General features: G+C 69.2%; 17 protein-coding genes. 7 read left to right on the forward strand and 10 right to left on the reverse strand.

Annotation, left to right across the window (positions count from 1 at the left end):
• Positions 1-124 precede the first annotated feature (124 nt).
• Positions 125-1,216, forward strand: coding sequence for a LacI family DNA-binding transcriptional regulator (locus AB0J95_RS21390; protein WP_364760229.1), 1,092 nt, complete (start codon positions 125-127; stop codon positions 1,214-1,216).
• A 2-nt stretch (positions 1,217-1,218) separates the two neighbouring features.
• On the opposite strand, the gene AB0J95_RS21395 is transcribed toward AB0J95_RS21390, so the two are convergent.
• Positions 1,219-3,882: a S8 family serine peptidase gene (locus tag AB0J95_RS21395; RefSeq protein ID WP_364760232.1), complete on the reverse strand. Its 2,664-nt coding sequence runs from the start codon at positions 3,880-3,882 to the stop codon at positions 1,219-1,221.
• A gap of 199 nt (positions 3,883-4,081) precedes the next feature.
• Here AB0J95_RS21395 and AB0J95_RS21400 point away from each other — a divergent pair, with 199 nt between their 5' ends.
• A complete protein-coding gene (locus tag AB0J95_RS21400; RefSeq protein WP_364760235.1) occupies positions 4,082-5,398 on the forward strand; it encodes an endonuclease/exonuclease/phosphatase family protein in 1,317 nt (438 codons plus the stop codon).
• Between the two features lie 46 nt (positions 5,399-5,444).
• Here AB0J95_RS21400 and AB0J95_RS21405 read toward each other — a convergent pair whose 3' ends face one another.
• Together AB0J95_RS21405 and AB0J95_RS21410 are read right to left on the reverse strand one after the other, a co-directional pair.
• Positions 5,445-5,681 carry a hypothetical protein gene (locus AB0J95_RS21405; RefSeq protein ID WP_364760238.1) on the reverse strand — a complete coding sequence of 79 codons (237 nt, stop codon included), beginning with the start codon at positions 5,679-5,681 and terminating at the stop codon, positions 5,445-5,447.
• Positions 5,682-6,373: 692 nt separating this feature from the next.
• Complete coding sequence (locus AB0J95_RS21410; protein ID WP_364760241.1) at positions 6,374-7,105, reverse strand: RICIN domain-containing protein; 732 nt, start codon at positions 7,103-7,105, stop codon at positions 6,374-6,376.
• A 266-nt stretch (positions 7,106-7,371) separates the two neighbouring features.
• Between AB0J95_RS21410 and AB0J95_RS21415 the strand changes: the two genes are divergently transcribed.
• Positions 7,372-8,805: a M1 family metallopeptidase gene (locus tag AB0J95_RS21415; protein WP_364760244.1), complete on the forward strand. Its 1,434-nt coding sequence runs from the start codon at positions 7,372-7,374 to the stop codon at positions 8,803-8,805.
• A gap of 47 nt (positions 8,806-8,852) precedes the next feature.
• Positions 8,853-9,317, forward strand: a complete 465-nt coding sequence (locus tag AB0J95_RS21420) for a GNAT family N-acetyltransferase (RefSeq protein ID WP_364760247.1) — start codon at positions 8,853-8,855, stop codon at positions 9,315-9,317.
• Here AB0J95_RS21420 and AB0J95_RS21425 read toward each other — a convergent pair.
• The 4 genes from AB0J95_RS21425 to AB0J95_RS21440 all read right to left on the reverse strand — a co-directional run bounded on the left by AB0J95_RS21425 (position 9,305) and on the right by AB0J95_RS21440 (position 12,246).
• The gene (locus tag AB0J95_RS21425) at positions 9,305-9,829 is read right to left on the reverse strand and encodes a DUF6069 family protein (protein ID WP_364760250.1); all 525 of its coding nucleotides are present in this window, start codon (positions 9,827-9,829) and stop codon (positions 9,305-9,307) included. The genes AB0J95_RS21420 and AB0J95_RS21425 overlap by 13 nt on opposite strands.
• Positions 9,830-9,895: 66 nt before the next feature.
• A complete protein-coding gene (locus AB0J95_RS21430; protein WP_364760253.1) occupies positions 9,896-10,972 on the reverse strand; it encodes a HAMP domain-containing sensor histidine kinase in 1,077 nt (358 codons plus the stop codon).
• A complete protein-coding gene (locus AB0J95_RS21435; protein WP_364760256.1) occupies positions 10,965-11,636 on the reverse strand; it encodes a response regulator transcription factor in 672 nt (223 codons plus the stop codon). The genes AB0J95_RS21430 and AB0J95_RS21435 overlap by 8 nt, the downstream gene beginning before the upstream one ends.
• Before the next feature lie 46 nt (positions 11,637-11,682).
• The gene (locus AB0J95_RS21440) at positions 11,683-12,246 is read right to left on the reverse strand and encodes a VanZ family protein (protein ID WP_364760259.1); all 564 of its coding nucleotides are present in this window, start codon (positions 12,244-12,246) and stop codon (positions 11,683-11,685) included.
• 254 nt (positions 12,247-12,500) lie between these two features.
• On the opposite strand from AB0J95_RS21440, the gene AB0J95_RS21445 reads away from it, so the two are divergent.
• Positions 12,501-13,268, forward strand: coding sequence for a hypothetical protein (locus AB0J95_RS21445; protein WP_364760262.1), 768 nt, complete (start codon positions 12,501-12,503; stop codon positions 13,266-13,268).
• A 151-nt stretch (positions 13,269-13,419) separates the two neighbouring features.
• Here AB0J95_RS21445 and AB0J95_RS21450 read toward each other — a convergent pair whose 3' ends face one another.
• From AB0J95_RS21450 to AB0J95_RS21460, 3 genes are all read right to left on the reverse strand, one after another.
• Positions 13,420-14,583 (reverse strand): TetR/AcrR family transcriptional regulator, encoded by a 1,164-nt coding sequence (locus AB0J95_RS21450; RefSeq protein WP_364760265.1) that lies wholly within the window; start codon positions 14,581-14,583, stop codon positions 13,420-13,422.
• A 126-nt stretch (positions 14,584-14,709) separates the two neighbouring features.
• Positions 14,710-15,312 (reverse strand): hypothetical protein, encoded by a 603-nt coding sequence (locus AB0J95_RS21455; RefSeq protein WP_364760268.1) that lies wholly within the window; start codon positions 15,310-15,312, stop codon positions 14,710-14,712.
• Positions 15,313-15,479: 167 nt separating this feature from the next.
• Positions 15,480-16,637, reverse strand: coding sequence for a mandelate racemase/muconate lactonizing enzyme family protein (locus AB0J95_RS21460; protein ID WP_364760271.1), 1,158 nt, complete (start codon positions 16,635-16,637; stop codon positions 15,480-15,482).
• A 72-nt stretch (positions 16,638-16,709) separates the two neighbouring features.
• Here AB0J95_RS21460 and AB0J95_RS21465 point away from each other — a divergent pair, with 72 nt between their 5' ends.
• Both AB0J95_RS21465 and AB0J95_RS21470 read left to right on the forward strand, forming a co-directional pair.
• Positions 16,710-17,456: an FCD domain-containing protein gene (locus AB0J95_RS21465; RefSeq protein WP_364760274.1), complete on the forward strand. Its 747-nt coding sequence runs from the start codon at positions 16,710-16,712 to the stop codon at positions 17,454-17,456.
• Between the two features lie 49 nt (positions 17,457-17,505).
• Positions 17,506-17,904, forward strand: coding sequence for a hypothetical protein (locus AB0J95_RS21470; protein WP_364760277.1), 399 nt, complete (start codon positions 17,506-17,508; stop codon positions 17,902-17,904).
• The last annotated feature ends 8 nt before the right edge of the window (positions 17,905-17,912 follow it).

The raw sequence follows: 17,912 nt of genomic DNA on the forward strand, positions 1-17,912 counted from the left end.
GCGGGACGAACCGAGATCCGTCAAGTAACAAAACGGTAACTAGCCGAATCGGGCCACCCGGTTTGACTTGGGCGAGCGCGGCTGCGTAGGTTGATGTAACCGCTTACGGTGGGACGGAGGCCCGATGGCGACCGGGCGTGAGATCGCCGAGCTCTGCGGCGTGTCCATCGCGACGGTGTCGCGCGTGTTCAACCAGCCGGAAACGGTGAACGAGGAGACCCGGGAACGCGTTCTGCGGGTCGCCCGGGAACTGGACTACCGGCCCAATGAATCCGCGCGGACATTGTCGACGCGGCAATCCACGATGATCGGCCTGGTCTGGGACACCGATCACCGCAGACCGGGCTGGCGGCACCCGTATCTGCAGGATCTGCTGATCGGGTTGAAATCCGCGCTCAGCGCGCACGGATACCACCTGCTGATGCTGGCCACCAGCGGCGATTCCCGTGAGGTCGGCGCGTCGCTGGCCGATCCGGTCGGCTACGTGAACATGACCCGCCGCCACCACCTCGGCGGGCTGGTCCTGATCGACAGCGGGTCCGACGCGGAGGCGTTCGAAACCTTCGCGCAGTCCGGTGTTCCGTGTGTGGCGGTGGATGTCGCCGTCGACGGCCCGAGGGCCACGTACGTCACGTCGGACAACGTGGGCGGCGCGGTGTCGGCCGTCCGCCACCTGACCCGGCTGGGCCACACCCGGATCGCCACGATCACCGGCCCGCCGGGCAACCAGCCCTCCGAGGCACGGATCTCGGGCTACCGCACGGGATTGCGTGAGGCCGGCCTGCCGGTGCGGGACGACTACGTTGTGGCCGGGGACTTCTACCGGACGAGCGGGACCACCGCGATGCACCGGCTGCTGTCCTTGGCCGAGCCGCCGACGGCGGTCTTCGCGGCGAGCGACGAGATGGCGGTGGGCGCGTTGCTGGCCGCCCGGGCCGCCGGGCTGCGCGTTCCGGAAGACCTTGCCCTCGTTGGTTTCGACGACATCGAGATCGCGTCCGTGGTCGATCCGGCACTGACCACAGTGGCCCAGGACAAGCCGGGTTTCGGGGTGGCCGCGGCCAAGGCGATCATGGCCATGATCACCGGCGCAGGCCGCGAGGCCCCGGTGATCCTGCCGACCCAGCTGGTCGTCCGGGACTCCTGCGGATCCCGATCCGCGGAAGGGACTGTGGCCCGCGGGCCGGAAGCGTCCGCGGGCCACAGTCCATTGTGAACCTACTGGCCCAAAGCGGCCCGGATGTTGGGGAGCGGGCCGATGTGGTGGGGGTCGCCGGTAGGTTGCGGTGAGCCGGTCTGGATGAGCAGGGTGCGGATCTGGGCGGGTGTGTAGGGTGTCGTGGTCTGCTTGCGGATGCCTTGGATGGCGCCGATCGCGCCCACGACCATCGGTGTGGCGCCTGAGGTTCCGTTCATGTTCGACCAGTACATCTTGTTCGGGTCGGTCTCGGACGGCGTCAGGTCGTGCCGCTCGGCGTTGCCCAGCGAGGTGATGCAGTTCGCCCAGCCCTGGACGACCACCCGGCTGCCGTACGTGCTGAAGTCGCGAGCGGTCCGGGGCGCCGGGTGGGAGTTCGCCGGGTTGCACTCCTCGGTCCACGGCATGTTCGACGACGGCTCACCGGCGCCCACGATCAACGCACCGGAGTCCGGCCGGTCCATGATCATCCGCGCCTGCGGGTCGTTGGGGTCGTCGAGGTTGTTGCCGCCGTTGCCCGCGGGCTCGAGGACGGTGATCCCGGCCGCGGTGGCGGTGACGATCTCGTCGTAGATCTCCGGCGCCCACTCCCACGGGTACGAGCCGGTGCTGAACCCGAGCTCCACCTCGAACCAGATCACATCGCCCGGCTGCGAGTGCGTGCGGGCCAACGCGACCGAACCCTGCCAGTCCGCGCCACTGACCAGCTGCAGCCGAGCCTTGGGCAGCAACCCGTCGATGCCGAGCCCGTTGTCGTCCTGGGCCGCGACGAACCCGACCGCCGCGGTGCCGTGCAGACCCGGCGGCGTGCACGGCGAGCCCGTGGTGATCTGCAACCGGACCGGCGGACCCGCGGGAGCCGGCCGGTTGGCGAGGTCCTCGTGGCAGGTGTTCCACAGGTTGCGGATGTACACCGCCTGCACCGGGCTGGTGCTGGCCGTGGTCGTGCCGGTGCCGAGCTGGCCGCTGCCGTTGGCGCCCCAGCCCCAGATGAAAGTCTGCGCGTTCGGGTTGCTGATCAGGTCCGTGGTGTAGTCCACCGCGATGGTCTGGGTGGCACCCATCGCGACCTGCGACGCGCCCTGCGCCAGCGGCACCGCGGTGGGAACGCTGGCATTGGCCGTGGTGCCCGTGCCGAGCTGGCCGCTGGAGTTCAGGCCCCACGCCCGGATCGTGTGATCGGTCCGGGTGGCGATCGCCGATGAACCTCCAGCGGCGACGGTGTCCACCGATGTCAGGCCGGAGATCGTCGCCGGGGTGAACCGGTTGGTGGTGTTGCCGCTGCCGAGCTGGCCGGAACCGTTGCCACCCCAGGAAGACACCGCGCCACTGGACAACCGGGCGTAGCTGGACGTGGCTCCGGCCGCGAGCTGCGTGGCTCCGCTGACACCCGAGACGGTCAACGCGGTCGTGCTGCTGGTGGTCGTGGACGGGTTGCGGCCGAGCTGACCGACCGAGTTGGCCCCCCAGGCCAGCACCGCACCGGTGGTCTTGAGTGCCAGCGTGTGGCTGGTCCCCGCGGCCACCGAACCCTGCACTGTCGAGATCCCCGTGGCACCGCTGACGGTCACCGGGGTGAGCCGCTGGGTCGTGGTGCCGTCGCCGAGCTGACCCGTGTTGTTGGCGCCCCACGCCCGCACAGTGCCGTTGGCCAGCACCGCGACCGCGTAGTTGCTGCCCGCGGCGATGCTGCGAGCCGTCGTCAACCCGCTGACCTGGACCGGGACCGCACTGTTGGTGGTGGAGTTGTTGCCCAGCTGGCCGTTGCTGTTCGCGCCCCACGTCCACACCGTGCCGTCGGACTTCAGCGCCATCGAGAAGTTCCCGCCCGCGGCCACCGCGATGACGTTGGTCAGGCCGGTCACCTGCATGAACACGCTGGCGTTGGTGGTGGTGCCGATACCGAGCTGGCCGCTGGAGTTCAGCCCGAACGCCCGGACCGTGCCGAAGTCGCCGTTGTCCTTGAACAACATCAGCGAGTGCGCGGTGCCGGAGGCCACTGAACCGAACACGTGGTCGGCCGAGTCCCGGCCGCCTGCCTCGACGTCGGTGACCGTGATGCCTTCGCCCTTGCCACCGGCGAGGCCGTGCGCGAAGTCGGCGTCGATACCCGAGCCCGCGGTGGCGCTGGTCCGGTAGACCTGTTTGTCCCGCAACGGGTCCACCGTGGTCGGCTGCGCCTTCGCCCGGGCGATCGCGATCTCGACCGACGGCAGCGCGTTCAGCTCGGCCAGCAACGACTCGATGCCGTCCGGCACGTCGATGGTGTACCAGGAGTTCATGTCCGGCAATGAACGGCCGGTGCGGGCCTGCAGAGCCGCCCGCTCCTCGTCGATGGCCTGTTCGGGCCGCGGCGAGGAGCGGGCGATCCGCGCTCCGGGATATCTGGCCAGCACCGCCTGCAGTGCCGCGGTGTCGGTGGAGCTCCGGGCGGTCGCCCGGCCCTCGCGCAGGCGAACCGCCCGGTCGTTGTGGAACTTCACCGACACCTGGGTGTGCGAGAACCCAGCGGGCAGCGGGCCGTGGGTCCCCGGCATGCCCTTCTCCACGCTGTGGTCGTAGCCACCCCCGAGGGCAGGCACTGCAGCGGATGCGTTGAGCGGCACCGTGATCGCCGCCGAGACCGCGGACAGCACACAGACCGTCGCGAGTCTGCGCCGCAATGTCCGGAGAACGCGCATCATCGACCCCTCATCACCAGAAGACCACCCCAGAACCCCATGAACGCTGCCCTACCTCCGGCCCCGGCGGCCACCCTTTGCACCTGGGCGCAAACGCGGACCGGTCATCCGCCGAACAGGGCTGGTGTTAACGCTAACTCCCGGCCTAACATGAGCCGCCCTCACGTTCGAGCCCGCGGCGTCATCGACGGAAAGGTCCACCATGCGGACGATTGCTGGAGTTCTGGCGGCCATCACGGTCGCTTCCGTCACGCTCACGGGGTCCGCAGCCGCGGCCGGCCCCGAGTCCGGGACCCTCAACGTGCTCACCTACAACGTGGCGGGCCTGCCAGAAGGGATCTCCAGCGCGCCGACGCCGAGGGCGTCGAGCACGACGGCGATCGGGCAGCGGCTGGGTCCCTACGACCTGGTCAACGTGCAGGAGGACTTCAACTACCACGCCAATCTCTACGCGGCGGACACCCATCCGTACCGGACGCCCACCAGCGGCGGCGCGGGGATCGGCAGCGGCCTCAACACGCTCTCGTCGCTGCCCTACGACACCGACGACTTCGAACGCACCCGCTGGAAGTCCTGCCAGTTCGACTCCGGCGACTGCCTGACGCCCAAGGGCTTCACGTTCATGCGCCTGCGGCTGGCCGAGGGTGTCTACGTCGACGTCTACAACCTGCACACCAACGCCGGTACCAACCCCGGCGACCAGTCGTCGCGCGCGGACAACCTCCGCCAGCTGACCGCGTTCATCGGCACCCATTCGGCGGGCAACGCCGTGATCGTCATGGGCGACACCAACACCCGCTACACCCGCGCCGCCGACACCATCAGGACGTTCGCCGCCGACAACGGCCTCACCGACGCCTGGGTCCAGCTGCAGCGCGGTGGCATCCCGCCCGCCGCGGGCAGCGATCCGTCGATCTGCCCGGAGAGCACCTGTGAGGTGGTCGACAAGGTGCTTTACCGCGGCAACAAGCTGATCTCCCTCACCGCCACCGCGTACGACAACGAGCACGCCGCTTTCCTCGACCCCAGTGGGAAGATGCTGTCCGACCACGACCCGGTCGCCGTCCGGTTCAGCTGGAGCCGCGCCGCCGAATTCCAGCTCAGCGACCAGTTCGGCGGTCCGCACGGCGACTACTTCACCGACCTCGACCGCGTTGCGGCCGGTGCCCAGGCCACCGCGTTCGGGTTGCGGGCGGGTTCCCGCCTCGACCAGATGAGCCTGACACTGGCCAATGGCACCACGCTCGGCCACGGCGGAACCGGTGGAACGGCCCAGTCCTACCAGTTGCGCACCGGCGAGTACCTGGCCTCCGCCAGGCTGTGCCGGGGCAGCTATCAAGGTCACACCAGGATCTTCTCCGCCCGTCTCACCACCAACCTCGGCTCCACAGTGGACGGCGGCACCACCACAACCGACTGCACCACCTACACCGCCCCAGCCGGCTGGCAGATCGCCGGGTTCCACGGCCGCGCCGGCGACGAGGTCGACAAGATCGGCGTCATCTACACCCGCCGGTGAACAGACCTGACGTCAACCGAACTGTCCACTTTCGACATACGTCAGGTCAGGCCCCCGGGAGCGCCAGCTGGATCTCGGCCAGCCGGGGTTCGCCGAACAACCAGAAGGCGTATGACGGGGCCGGATGCAGGACGTAGCTGGTGACCAGTGCCGCCAGCCGGTCCGACGAGATGTTGGCCACGATGTCCTGGCGAGCCTGGACGACCAGCTCGTGGGCCGAGGGCAGTTCCGGGACAGGCAACGAAACGCGCTCGTCCATCGCGGCGAGCGCGGCCGTGCGCACCTGGATCTCGTGGCCGAGTTCCGGCAGGTCCCCGAGATCGCACCGGGCCGCGTCCGTGAGAGCGGATTCGGCCCGGTCCGGCAGGCCGAGGCGGCACTTCGCGAAGCAGCGCCGCGAACGTCTCGGGTGAGCGCGCCGACGCCGGGTCGGGACCGTCGACCATGGGCTCGTTCACCGGATCGTCGTCCACGTCGCGCCAGTCCGTTCGGTACGGGGAATGCTGTGTGGTGGATGTCGCCGCATCACCGTCCGTGTTACGGGCGCCGTCCCGATTCGCCCGTCCCGGTTCGTTCCGTTTCGTGCCAGGTCGTCCGGGGGCGTTCCGGGCACTGGATCCCCGGTCCGGGAGCTGGCTTCATGGCCACATGAACAGGCTTTCGCTCCCAGAACTGATCCAGTGGACCCTCCAGTCCGCCCAACGCACCCGCAATGGCCTTCGGCTCATCGGGGCCGCCGCGCTTGGGATCACGCTCGTCGGGAGCGTGGTCGCCGTGGTGGTGTGGTCCGTCCCGGCCAGCGCCCTCGTCACGCTCACCGGCGCGATCGCGGTCAGCCGCCGAGGACCTCGGCGCCGCCGGACTGTCCAATTAGGTCATCAGCCGGTCGCGACAGCGGATCGGTGGGGCCATTGAACTGGCGAAGCTCCACAGAACATACTGATCGATATCCGCCCCGCCACGAACGTGGCGCCGTTACACCTTCTCGATTCGCCAGAGCAGGTTCGGGCTGCCGACCGCGGTCCACTGCTTGGCACGAGCGCCGTACTCGACGCCCGGACCGCCGCCGTCGAGCACCATTCCAGTGGCCCGGTTGGTCAACGTGAACAGCCCGTTCCCGGTGTCGGTGGGCAGCCACTGCATGGCCGCGCTCGAATCCCATGGGCGTTGGCCCACATAGGACCCGTCGGTGGTCGCTCCCCTGCCGTCGACGGTGAGACCGTTGGTGCGGTTGACGAGCCGGTAGTAGCCGCCGCCGGTTTCGAGCAACTGGAACCGCAGGTTCGTGCTCGGGCTGCCCGGTTCCCACAGCTTCATCGGCGACCCGGGCTCGACCCGGCCGCCGCTGTCGAGCACCAGTGAGTTGACGTAGTTGACGATCCGGAACGTCCCCGCCGGGTCGAACCGGGGCGGCGCGGGTGGCGGCGGCGGTGGCGGCGCCGAGGTCGTGGTGCGCGTGGGTTTCGGCTTGGTCGTGGTCACGGCCGGAGGCGTGGTGGTGGTGGTGGTAGTGGTCGATGTGGGTGCTGCTGTCGTGGCCGACTCCGCCGCGGCGGCACGCACAGTGGCCTGCGGTACCGACAGTTCAGCGGTCTCCGGCTGCGGGACGACAATGCCCGCCACCTGTTGCTCGGTCCCGCTCGTCACCATGACCAGCACGGCGACCACGACCGCCGCCACGACACCGGCAACTACCCTGCGCCACAATGGATCTCCCCAGTGTGTCCGACCTCGTCCGCTCCCGCCAGAACAGGTATTCCGCGAATCCGGCGGAGTCAAGCCAACATGCGCCCTTGACATCACGGCGGACGCGGTGGGCGATCTTCCACTGTAGACAATAGGCCGCCCCGGAGGACCGACGGAAGTCTTGATTATCCGGACAAACATGACGTGAACGGTCAGCCGACTCGGTGTCCGGCGATAGTTTCGGGGGCGAGTGGGCCCAGGTCCACTCCCTACGGACAGGAGCGTTCATGAGGGGACAGAAACCGGTCGTGGTGGTGGCTGCCGTGGTGTGCAGCCTCTGCCTGGGCACCGGCGTCGCCGTCGCGGGTGATGGCTGGGGGCCGGCTAGACCGGGCAGTGATGGCGCTGGTGACAGCTACTACCCGCAGGACGGCAACGGTGGGTACGACGTCGCCGACTACAACCTGAAAGTCACCTACGACCCGGCCTCGCACCAGCTCACCGGCAAGCAGGACATCTCCGCGCGGGCGACCCAGTCGCTCAGCTCGTTCAACCTGGACCTGCACGGCCTGACGGTCGACTCCGTGCGGGTCGACCGGCGCGATGCCACGTTCACCCGGACCGGCGACCACGAGCTGGTCATCACGCCGTCGCGGTCCTTGCACCGCGGCCAGCCGTTCCAGGTCGAGATCGACTACCACGGTGTGCCCGAGCCGATCCAGGACCCGTTGCTGGGCCCGAACGGCTGGCAGTACGCCAAGGCGGGCGGCGCGTTCGTGGCCGGTGAGCCGAAGTCGGCCACCACCTGGTACCCGGTCAACGACACCCCGCTGGACAAGGCCACGTTCCACCTCGCGATCACCGTGCCGGACGAGTGGGGCGTCATCTCCAACGGCCGCGAACGCGGCTCGGTCAAGGCGCCGGGCGGCACCACGCACCTGTGGGCCGAGGAAACGCCGATCGTGCCGTACATGACGACGATCGCGATCGACAAGTGGACGTTCGACCGGCAGAAGCGCAAGGACGGCACGCCGATCGTCAGCGCGTTCGCGCCGGGCACGCCGGACTCGGCCAAGCAGGCCGAGGCGCGGCTGCCGGAGATCCTGGACTTCCTGGAGTCCAAGTTCGGCAGGTACCCGATCGACGCGGCCGGCGGCATCTTCCTCAACGAGCAGATCGGGTTCTCGCTGGAGACGATGAGCCGCCCGCTGTACTCGGCGGGCTGGGCCGGGACCGTGCCGGTGATCATCCACGAGAACGCCCACCAGTGGTACGGCGACTCGGTGGCGGTCGAGCACTGGAAGGACGTGTGCCTCAACGAGTGCTTCGCGTCCTACGCCCCGTGGCTGTGGGACGAGGCGAAGTCCGGCGTCGACCTCAACACCCAGTACGCCAACCAGGTCAAGGCCGCGCCGCAACGGCTGTGGGATGCCAAGCTGTACGACATGGGGCCGGGCAAGGAGTTCACCGCCGTGTACTCCAAGGGCCCGCTGATGCTGCACGCCCTGCGCAACTACATCGGCCGGCGCGCGTTCGACTTCGTGCTCAAGACGTGGCCCTCGCTGCACCGCGGCGGCAACGCGTCCATGCGGGACTTCCAGCGCTACACCGAGTTCATCGCGCACCGGAACCTGCAGGGCTTCTTCGACGCCTGGGTGTACGGGTCCGGCAAACCGGCCGACCAGTACCTGTACCCCGGCGATCTCAAGCCCGCGCCGTAGGACCAAATTCGCTCGATGGTGTCGCGCCTGCGCAGCAGACTGTGACCATGAGCGACGTTCGGATCGAGCTGTACAGCGGCCGCAGGGAAACGCTGCGGCCGCTGTTCGAACTCGCCGAGGACTCCCCCGCCCAGCTAGATGCGTACCTGCACGAGGGCCGGGTCCTGGTGGCCACAGCCGACGGCGAGATCGTCGGCCATCTGCAGCTGGTCGGCGGAGTCGTCGGCGAGATCAAGAACATGGCGGTTCGCGAGGACCGCCAGGGGCAGGGAATCGGCGCGCGGCTGGTCGCCGCGGCCGTCGAGTTGCTCACCACGGAGGCGGCGCCGCTGCTGCGGGTGGCCACCGCCGCCGCTGATATCGGCAATCTCCGGTTCTACCAACGGCAAGGGTTCCGGATGTCAGCCGTCGAGCGCGATGCCTTCACCCCCGCCACCGGCTACCCGGAGCGCGTCCTGATCAACGGCATCGAGCTGCGCGACCGCGTCTGGCTCGACATTCAGCTGTCGTAGTACGACTGGGGCGGCTGGTTCCATTCGCGGGTCGGCGCCTGGGGGTCGGTGGTCCGGTCTCGCTGGATGGTGCGCGACGCGTTGGCGACGCTGTTCAGGATGATCGTGATGGCCAGGCCGATCACCAGGTTGATCACCGCCGTGGCGATCTTGGCGCCGACATCCACCGTCAGGGTCAGCGGCAGGACCACCGCGATCGCGGTCGCCAGCACCATGATCCAGCTGAAGAACTGGTTCGGGGTGGCCACCGCGACGATCAGCAGGTGCATCAACCCGGTCGCGAGCAGCGCCGCCGCCCCGGACACCAGCGCGTAGGTGAAGGTGTTCGCGTTGCCCCAGACGCCTTCGCCCTTGGGGGCGAGCACCGCGACGTCGAGCACACCACGCGCGACCAGGATGCCCACCACGGCCAGCAACGCGGCCACCACCGCCGTGGCCAGCCCGCTTGCCCACAGCCGACCGGCGTTGACACCCAGCCGGGTCTCGCGGTTGTTCCCGCCGTAGTCGGCCATGACGATCCCTCCGGTTCGGCAGAACGGCTCCCCCGATTGTCCCGCTGTTCGCCGCCGATCGCCCGTTCAGCCGGGAGGAAGCCGGATCGACACGACAAGACCGCCGGTGGACCGGGGTGTGAGCAGCAGCGTCCCGTCGTGGGCCCGGACGATGCTGTGCACGATGGCCAGCCCGAGGCCGACGCCCGCGTGCTCACCGGTGCGGATGCGTTCGGTCCCGCGCTGAAAAGGTTCGGTGAGGGTCGGGACCAGGTCCGGCGGAAGCGGCGGCCCGGTGTTCTCGACCCGCAGAACGCTCGCATCCGGCCACGACTCCGTGTGAACCGTGACGGTGCCACCGGTCGGGAGGTTGTGCACGATCGCGTTCTGCACGAGGTTGGTCACCATTCGCAGGATCAGCGCCGGGGAGCCGGTGGTCCGGGTCATCCCGCCGGTGACCTCGAGTTTGATCTCGCGTTGTTCGGCGAAGGGCAGCAGCGTCTCGGCGGCCTCCTCGGCGATCAGGGACAGGTCGACCGGTTCACGGGTGAAGCTGCCGCGGTCGCTGCGGCTGAGCAACAGAAGGGCCTCGGTGAGGTCGATCGCGCGCGTGTTGACGGTACGCAGGCGTTCGATGATCTCGCCCTGGTCGTGCGTGGGGTCGTTCTCCGCCAGGTCCAGGAGGGACTGCGAGATCGCCAGTGGGGTGCGCAGCTCGTGGGAGGCGTTCGCGGCGAACCGCCGCTGTTCGGCGACGTGGGACTCGAGCTGTTCGAGCATGGCGTCGAACACGTCGGCCAGCTCGCGGAACTCGTCCTTGCGGCCCGGCAGCCCGATCCGGTGCGACAGGGAGCCTTTGGCGGCCAGCCGGGCCGCGTCGGCGATCCGGGTGAGCGGCGCGAGCATCCGGCCGGCCAGGATCCACCCGCCCAGCAGGCCCACCACCAGCAGCAACGCCATCGCCACGGCGGCGGCACGGCCGAAGATGCGCGACAGCAGGAACCGGTTGGGCGAGATCCCGAGCAGGCCCTGCGCGTTGTCCGGGACATAACGCAGCAGGAACAGCCACACCACGGCCAGCAGGACCGCGCCCGCCAGCAGGAGCAACACGGCGTAGCTGATGGTGAGTTTGAGGCGGGCGCTGAGCCCCGGGCGTCTAGTCATCCGTGCTGGTGTCGATCCGGTAGCCGACGCCGGGCACGGTGGCGATCAGCCACGGCTCGCCGAGCCGTTTGCGCAGGGCCGAGACGGTGATGCGCACGGCGTTGGTGAACGGGTCGGCGTTCTCGTCCCAGGCGCGTTCCAGCAGCTCCTCGGCGCTGACTACGCCGCCTTCCGCGGCGACGAGCACCTCGAGCACGGCGAACTGCTTACGGGTGAGCGCGACGTACTGCCCGTCGCGGAAGACCTCCCGGCGGAAGGGGTCGACCCGCAGGCCCGCGATCTCGCGGACCGGGGGCCGGGCGTAGGCGCGCCTGCGGTCCAGCGCCCGCAGCCGGAGAACCAGTTCCCGCAGCTCGAACGGTTTGGTGAGGTAGTCGTCGGCGCCCAGCCCGAACCCGGAGGCCTTGTCGTCGATCCGGTCGGCGGCGGTGAGCATCAGGATCGGGATGCCGCTGCCGGAGGCGACGATCCGCCGGGCGACCTCGTCACCGGAGGGGCCCGGGATGTCCCGGTCGAGCACCGCGAGGTCGTAGGAGTTGATGCTGAGCAGCTCCAGCGCGGAGTCGCCGTCCCCGGCGATGTCGGCGGCGATCGCTTCCAGCCGCAGCCCGTCACGGACGGCTTCGGCCAGGTAGGGCTCGTCCTCCACGATCAACACGCGCATGCCTCAACCCTAGGCAACCAGGCATATCGCGAATATATGCGCCCGGTTACACCCCGGCCTGGTGACCATTCAACGCGGACTCCTGGACCCGGGCCGGCCGCGGAGCTCGCCACCAGTGGCGGGAAGCGAGCGCGGCCAGCCCCGCGCCCACGGTGTTGACCAGGACGTCGTCCACGGAGGACACCCGGTCCAGCTGCAGGACGTACTGCGCGGTCTCGATCAGGGTCGAACAGGCGGCCACGAGCGCGAGGACGCGTGGCAGCGATGCCAGCGCCGCGAACCGTATCGGGGCGAAGAACCCCAGCGCCGCGAACATCAGCAGGTTGCCGACGACCCCCGGGACGGACATCGTGACCAGGTCGGCCAGCGGGATCAGGCTGACCCGGCCGGGAACCAGGCCGGCCCGTGAGCCCGGCATCATCGCAATCCACACCCCCGGCACCGTCCCGTACACCATGCCGACCTCGGCCAGGGACATCCGCCATGCGAACCTGCCGCCGCGGACACGCGCCAGAACCCATACCACCAGAAACGCCAACGGCAGCGCCACCACCGTCAGCGCCACGACCCCGGTGAACGTACCCACCCAGTCGTGCCACCTCTTGAGCACCCGATCTCCTCGACAGCTCGGCAGACCATCCCCCGAACTGAAGACGCCCGAGTGTTGCCGCGGTGTATGGATTTTTCGATACGCCCGCGATAGGCCACATCCGGTACCGGTTTCGTCAAGGGACTCAACGAATCGCTGAACCGGTCGCCGGACCTGCCCGTATCCGTGGTTGAAGGCTCAAATAGGTGTCACGCCCGGCTCCAGCACGGAGCTCACCGTGGGGGCAGCACCGACGACCCGAGTGAGGATCGCGGATGTCTCACAAACGCAAGTACCCGTCCCGCAGGCGCACGGTCATCATCGTGGCCGCCAGCGCGGGACTGCTGACCTCGGCCGCTGCCGCGTTCGCCCTCGCGCAGGGCAATACCCCGGCGGCGGCCCAGCAGGTCATCGTCTGCCCGTCGCCCCAGATCGGCGCAGTGCCCGCGGCCGCGCAGGACGGGGTGTCACGCGAGCTGGCGAACCTCGACAAGCAGCTGGCGGAGGCCAACAAGCGGCTCGTCGACACGACCGGCCAGGGCGGGCCCAACTTCGTCCAGAACGCCATCCTCGGACCGTTGGCGGACAAGCGAAAGGCGTCGCTGGACCGGATCGCCATCGACATCGGCCGGGTCGGCACCAAACCCCAGGGGCTGGACCGGTTCGCGAAGTGCCAGCTGGGCAATGGCGGGCAACCGGCTCCGGCTCCGGTGATCACCGACCCGTCGTCCAGCGCAGCAGCACCGGCACCGGCGCAGGGAAAGCGGATCGTCTGCCCGAACCCGCAGATCGGCGCCGTGCCCGCGGCCGCGCAAGAAGGCGTGTCACGCGAACTGGCGAACCTCGACAAGCAACTCGCCGAGGCCAACAAACGCCTGGTGGACACCGCCGGCCAGGGCGGGCCCAACTTCGTCCAGAACGCCATCCTCGGACCACTGGCCGACAAGCGTAAGTCCACTTTGGACCGGATCGCCATCGACATCGGCCGGGTCGGCAGCAAACCCCAGGGCCTCGACCGGTTCGCCACCTGCGCCCTGCAGTAACCCGTCCCACGAACCGAAATCCGCCACGGCGTCCGGCCGGGGATGGTGAGTGCCGTGCCCGCACCACGAGATGCGGAACGGCAGCACGTCCCCGGTCGGCGTCATGGACAAGGGCCGGCAAGCCGGTGCGGGGCGGGTAGGCGGATGATCGTCACAGGCCCAGGGCACTCACGAGCAACGCGGCCACGGCATCGCGGTGATCGGCGCTGTCCTGCCACCGGAGACTGCGGCCGGCCTCGACCACCACACCGAACCCGGCGTGCACCAGGACCCGGGCTTGCCGTGAGTCGAGTTCTGGGCGTGCCAGCCGCAGTTGCTGCTCCCACAAGGCGATGTGCTCGCGTTGTGCGATGACGAGGGGGCGTTGCAGGTTGTCCGGCAGGCCGGCGAGTTCGGCGTTGGCGACGCTGGTGAGTGCGGTGTGTTCGAAGCTGTAGGCCACGTAGGTTGCCGCGAGGGCGGCCACGGCGTTGTGTGGGTCGGTCACGCCGCGGAGGTTTTGTTCCACGGCGTGGGTCAGGAGTCCTGCGGCTTGGAGACAGGCGGCCGCGAGGATGTCCGCTTTGCCGGGGAAGTAACGGTAGAGCGCGGATGGGACCAGGCCTACGGCTTCGGCGATCCTGCCGTTCGTGACGTTGGTGAACCCGTCCTGCTCGAACAGGGGGATGGCGGCCGCGAGGATCTCCGCGCGCCGGGTGCGTGGCACGGGTGGGGTGGGCAGTTCGACGACGCGTGCGCATCCGGTGGCGGCCGTCGGATCGGTTGCGGCCACGCGCATGGCGGACGCCACGAGCAGCTGTTCGGCGCGGCGTTGCGCGATCGAGGTGCGGTGCATCGTGATGGACCCGATCACGCCCAGCGCCGCGGCGGCGCGTAGCTGTTCGTCGGGGAGTGGGTGCTCGCGCCGCACGACGTGGGCCACCCGACCGACGACGTGCGCGAACTTCTTCCTGAGCACGCCGCGATCCTCGCGGTTGAGGTAGCGGGCCTCCCAGCGGTACACGCCGCCCGACGCGCGATGTGCGACGGTGACCCCGGTGATGGCGGCGAACACGTCCACCAGGGCCGCTTCGGCGGGCACCTCGTCAAGGGCGGTGACGAGCCGGTCGGCCATGACGTTCGCGCACTCGGCGAACAGCGCGTACTTGTTCGGGAAGTGCCGGTACAGGGCCGCCGCGGTGATGCCGACGGCGGCCGCGATCTCCTCCATGGACGCCGCGTGGTAGCCGTGCGCACTGAACGCGCGACTGGCCGCTTCGACGATGAGCTGCTTGCGGTTGCGCGGCCGGATGGCCGCGGCCGGTTCCGCGGTCACAGCGGCGCCCGGGCAGACGTACGCGGAAGCAAGGCCATACGCGCCAGTGAACCACGAACCGGCCCGAGGCCTCCTGATCAACCCGGTGTCAGCGCCCACGCACGTGTGTCAGCAGTATCTCCGTTCTCACGCCGATCGGGACAAGTACGGGGTCAGTGTGGTCCGTAGCTGGGGCGGAGTGAGTTGCGCATACAGGGGTTCCGCGGACTTATCGTTGCTGCCAATGGATATACGTTCGTATGGCGGACAGGAATTGTCGGTGCCTGGCACGGTCAGCTTGCCGACTTCATGGTGGGTACGAAGTTCGTAGACCGTGACCTGGTAGTCGGCTGCCCGCATGGTCAGGACGGTCGGTGGTGCGGTGCTGCCCGGCGCGATGACGGACTTGTAGGGACACGACGCGACGACGGCGCCGGTCGCCGTCCGCTGCACGCAAGCGACCAACTGCACCTCGGCGACCTGCAGGGAGTCCCAGCTTTCGGCACCGGCGGAACCGCGCAGGCCGCCCAGAGACCACCAGTTCGCTCCGGAGTCGTCGAGGCTCTCCAGCACCACGATGGGATGGGGCGCCGGCCCCGTGTACGCCGCCGCCGTCGAGTAAGCGGTGCCGGCATGCTTGCACGCGGGCAGCAAGTCGCTCGAGTACCGCGGTAGTTCGTCCTCGTCGTGCGTGATCGACCGCGAGATGGTGGTCCACACGATGATGACGGCCGGAAGCCCTACAGCCACCGCGAGGACGATGATGATCAGACGTCGACCGGAACGCGGTATGGCGGACCAACCCATGGTCGTGTCATCGGCAGTCCAGTGGATTTCCCCGATACGCCAACAAGCCGTCGAAGATGACCCGGCCGGAGCAAGTCCCCGCGAACACGCCACTACCCGTAGGCGTACCGCTACTCGAACACGCCGTAACCCGCGACGGCGTGTGCCCGGACGCCGTCCATGTCGAGCTCCACGCCGATGCCGGGAGTGTCGGGCAGGGTGATGTAGCCGTCCTTGACGATCGAGCCGCTGCCGTCGGGAGCGTGGACGTAGCTGTCCCACACCGCGCGCTCCTCGAGGGCGTGCCACTCCTGGACGAAGAAGTTGGGGATCGCCGCACACTGGTGTGACGTCGCCATCGTGCCCAGCGGCGTCGACACCAGGTGCGGCGCGAACGGGATGTAGTGCAGCTCCGCGAGGTTGGCGATCTTCTTGGCCTCGGCGAGGCCACCGCACTTCGGCACGTCCGGCTCGATGACGTCCACCGCGCCGCGTTCGAGCAGCTCGCGGAATCCCCACCGCAGGTAGAGGTTCTCGCCCGCGCAGATCGGCGTGCGGGTCTGCGCGCGCACCCGCACCAGCGCGTCGACGTTCTCCGCCGGCAGCGGCTCCTCGAGCCACATCAGGTGGAACGGCTCGAGCTCCCACGAGATCCGGCACGCGCTCGGCACGTCATAGCGAGCGTGCAGGTCGATGGCCAGGTCGATGTCCGGCCCGATCGCCTCCCGGACGGCAGCCACGCGCCGCACCATCGATCGCAGCTCGGCCGCGTTGACGGTGTGGTTGAAGGCGTCGAACTTGGCGGGGTGGTGCAGGTCGTCGATGTCGAACTTGATGGCGGTGAAGCCTTCTGCGACCATCCGCTGCGCCCGGTCGACGCACCCGGCGACCGAGCCCGCCGGGTCGTCGCCGTCGCCGCAGTCGGCGTAGAGGCGGATCCGGTCGCGGAACTTCCCGCCGAGCAGCCGGTGGACCGGCTGGCCCGCGGCCTTGCCGGCGAGGTCCCACAGCGCGAGCTCGATCCCGGACAGCGCGATCACGAACACCCCGCCCTGCGCGCCCGCGAAAACCTTGCTGCGGCGCAGTTTCTCCCAGCACCGCTCGACGTTGCGCGGGTCCTCGCCGATCAGCAGCGAGGCCAGCGACTCGATCATCCCGACGACGGCGCCCGCGCCGGCGTCGGGATTGGCCTCGCCGAACCCGCTGAGGCCCTCGTCGGTGTCGATCCGCACCAGCGTGGCCTCACCGTGGTAGGCCACCACCGCCGTCGTTACGTTCACGATCCGCATTGCTCTCCCGCCGCCGGGTGGTGCAGCTGAACGGACTGTCGCGAGATTCAACTTGTCATATAAGCTGATGACATGCAAAGGGGACAGGAGTCTCCGGACGATGTCCGGATCCGGACCCTCCCGGTGCAGGTGGCGGCCCACCTGACCCGGCGCATCGTCAGGGGCGGGATCGAGGACGGCCGGGCCCCGTCCGAGCTCGACATCTCCCAGGAGTTCGGGGTGTCCCGCGTGGTGGCGCGCGAGACGCTCAAGATCCTCGCCTCGCTCGACATCGTCGACGTCGCGCAGGGCCGCCGCGTGGTGGTGCGCCCGCGCGCGGAGTGGGACTACCTGAGCCCGTTGCTGATCGAGTGGCTGCCCGAGGAAATCGTCGGCGAGCTGCTGCAGGAGCTGCACCAGATGCGCGCGCTGCTCGAGCCCGAGCTCGCCGCCATGGCCGCGGCCAGCATCACCGGCGAGACGCTGGAGCGGCTCGCCGACGGGATCGGCCGCATGTCGGCGCTCGAGGCCGATCCCGACGCTTACCTCGAGGTCGACCACGAGTTCCACATGGAGATCTGCCGGGCCGCCGACAACCGCATCCTCGACCGGATCATGTACTCCGCCCGCTGGCTGGGCACGGCCAGCCGGCGCGTCACCAACGAGGCGCCGTCCGGGCTGCGCCGCGCCACCGCCGAGCACACCGAGATCTACGAGGCGCTCGTCGCACGCGACCCGGCGGCTGCGCGCGCGGCGATGCGCAGGCACCTGAGCAACAACTACTCCACGCTCCTCGCGGAGAAGGGGAAGCACGCCAAGCGGGGCGCCCGGCGGCGCTAGCGCACTGCACGACCGAGATCCGCCTACCGATGACGAGGACGGACGAGGCATGGCAGCACCTACGATCCCGGTGATCCGGTTGGGGCTGATCGGCACCGGACTTGCCGTCGGGAAGCCGCGCCGGCCCGCGTTGTGCGGGCTCACCGACCGGTACGTGATCACCGCGTTCACCGGCTCCTCCGCCGAGATCCCGCTGCCGCCCGAACCCAACGACATGCGGCTGTACGGCACCGAGGGCGTGCTGGCCGGATCCGAGTCGGAGCGTCGCGTGACGTACCCGATGGTCGTCCAGCGGGCGCTCGACTCCACGCAACGGGCGGCCGTACTGGCGCTCGACCCCGTGCCCGCCGCGGGCGCGGTGCCGCTGTGGCGGCCCCGCGGTTCGGCCGGGCTGTTCGACGGACTCCCAGGACAACGCATCAGCAGTTCGGCGTCTTTCGCCGCATGAACGACCCG

Source organism: Actinocrispum sp. NPDC049592 (genome assembly GCF_040675465.1).
Classification (GTDB): domain Bacteria; phylum Actinomycetota; class Actinomycetes; order Mycobacteriales; family Pseudonocardiaceae; genus Kibdelosporangium.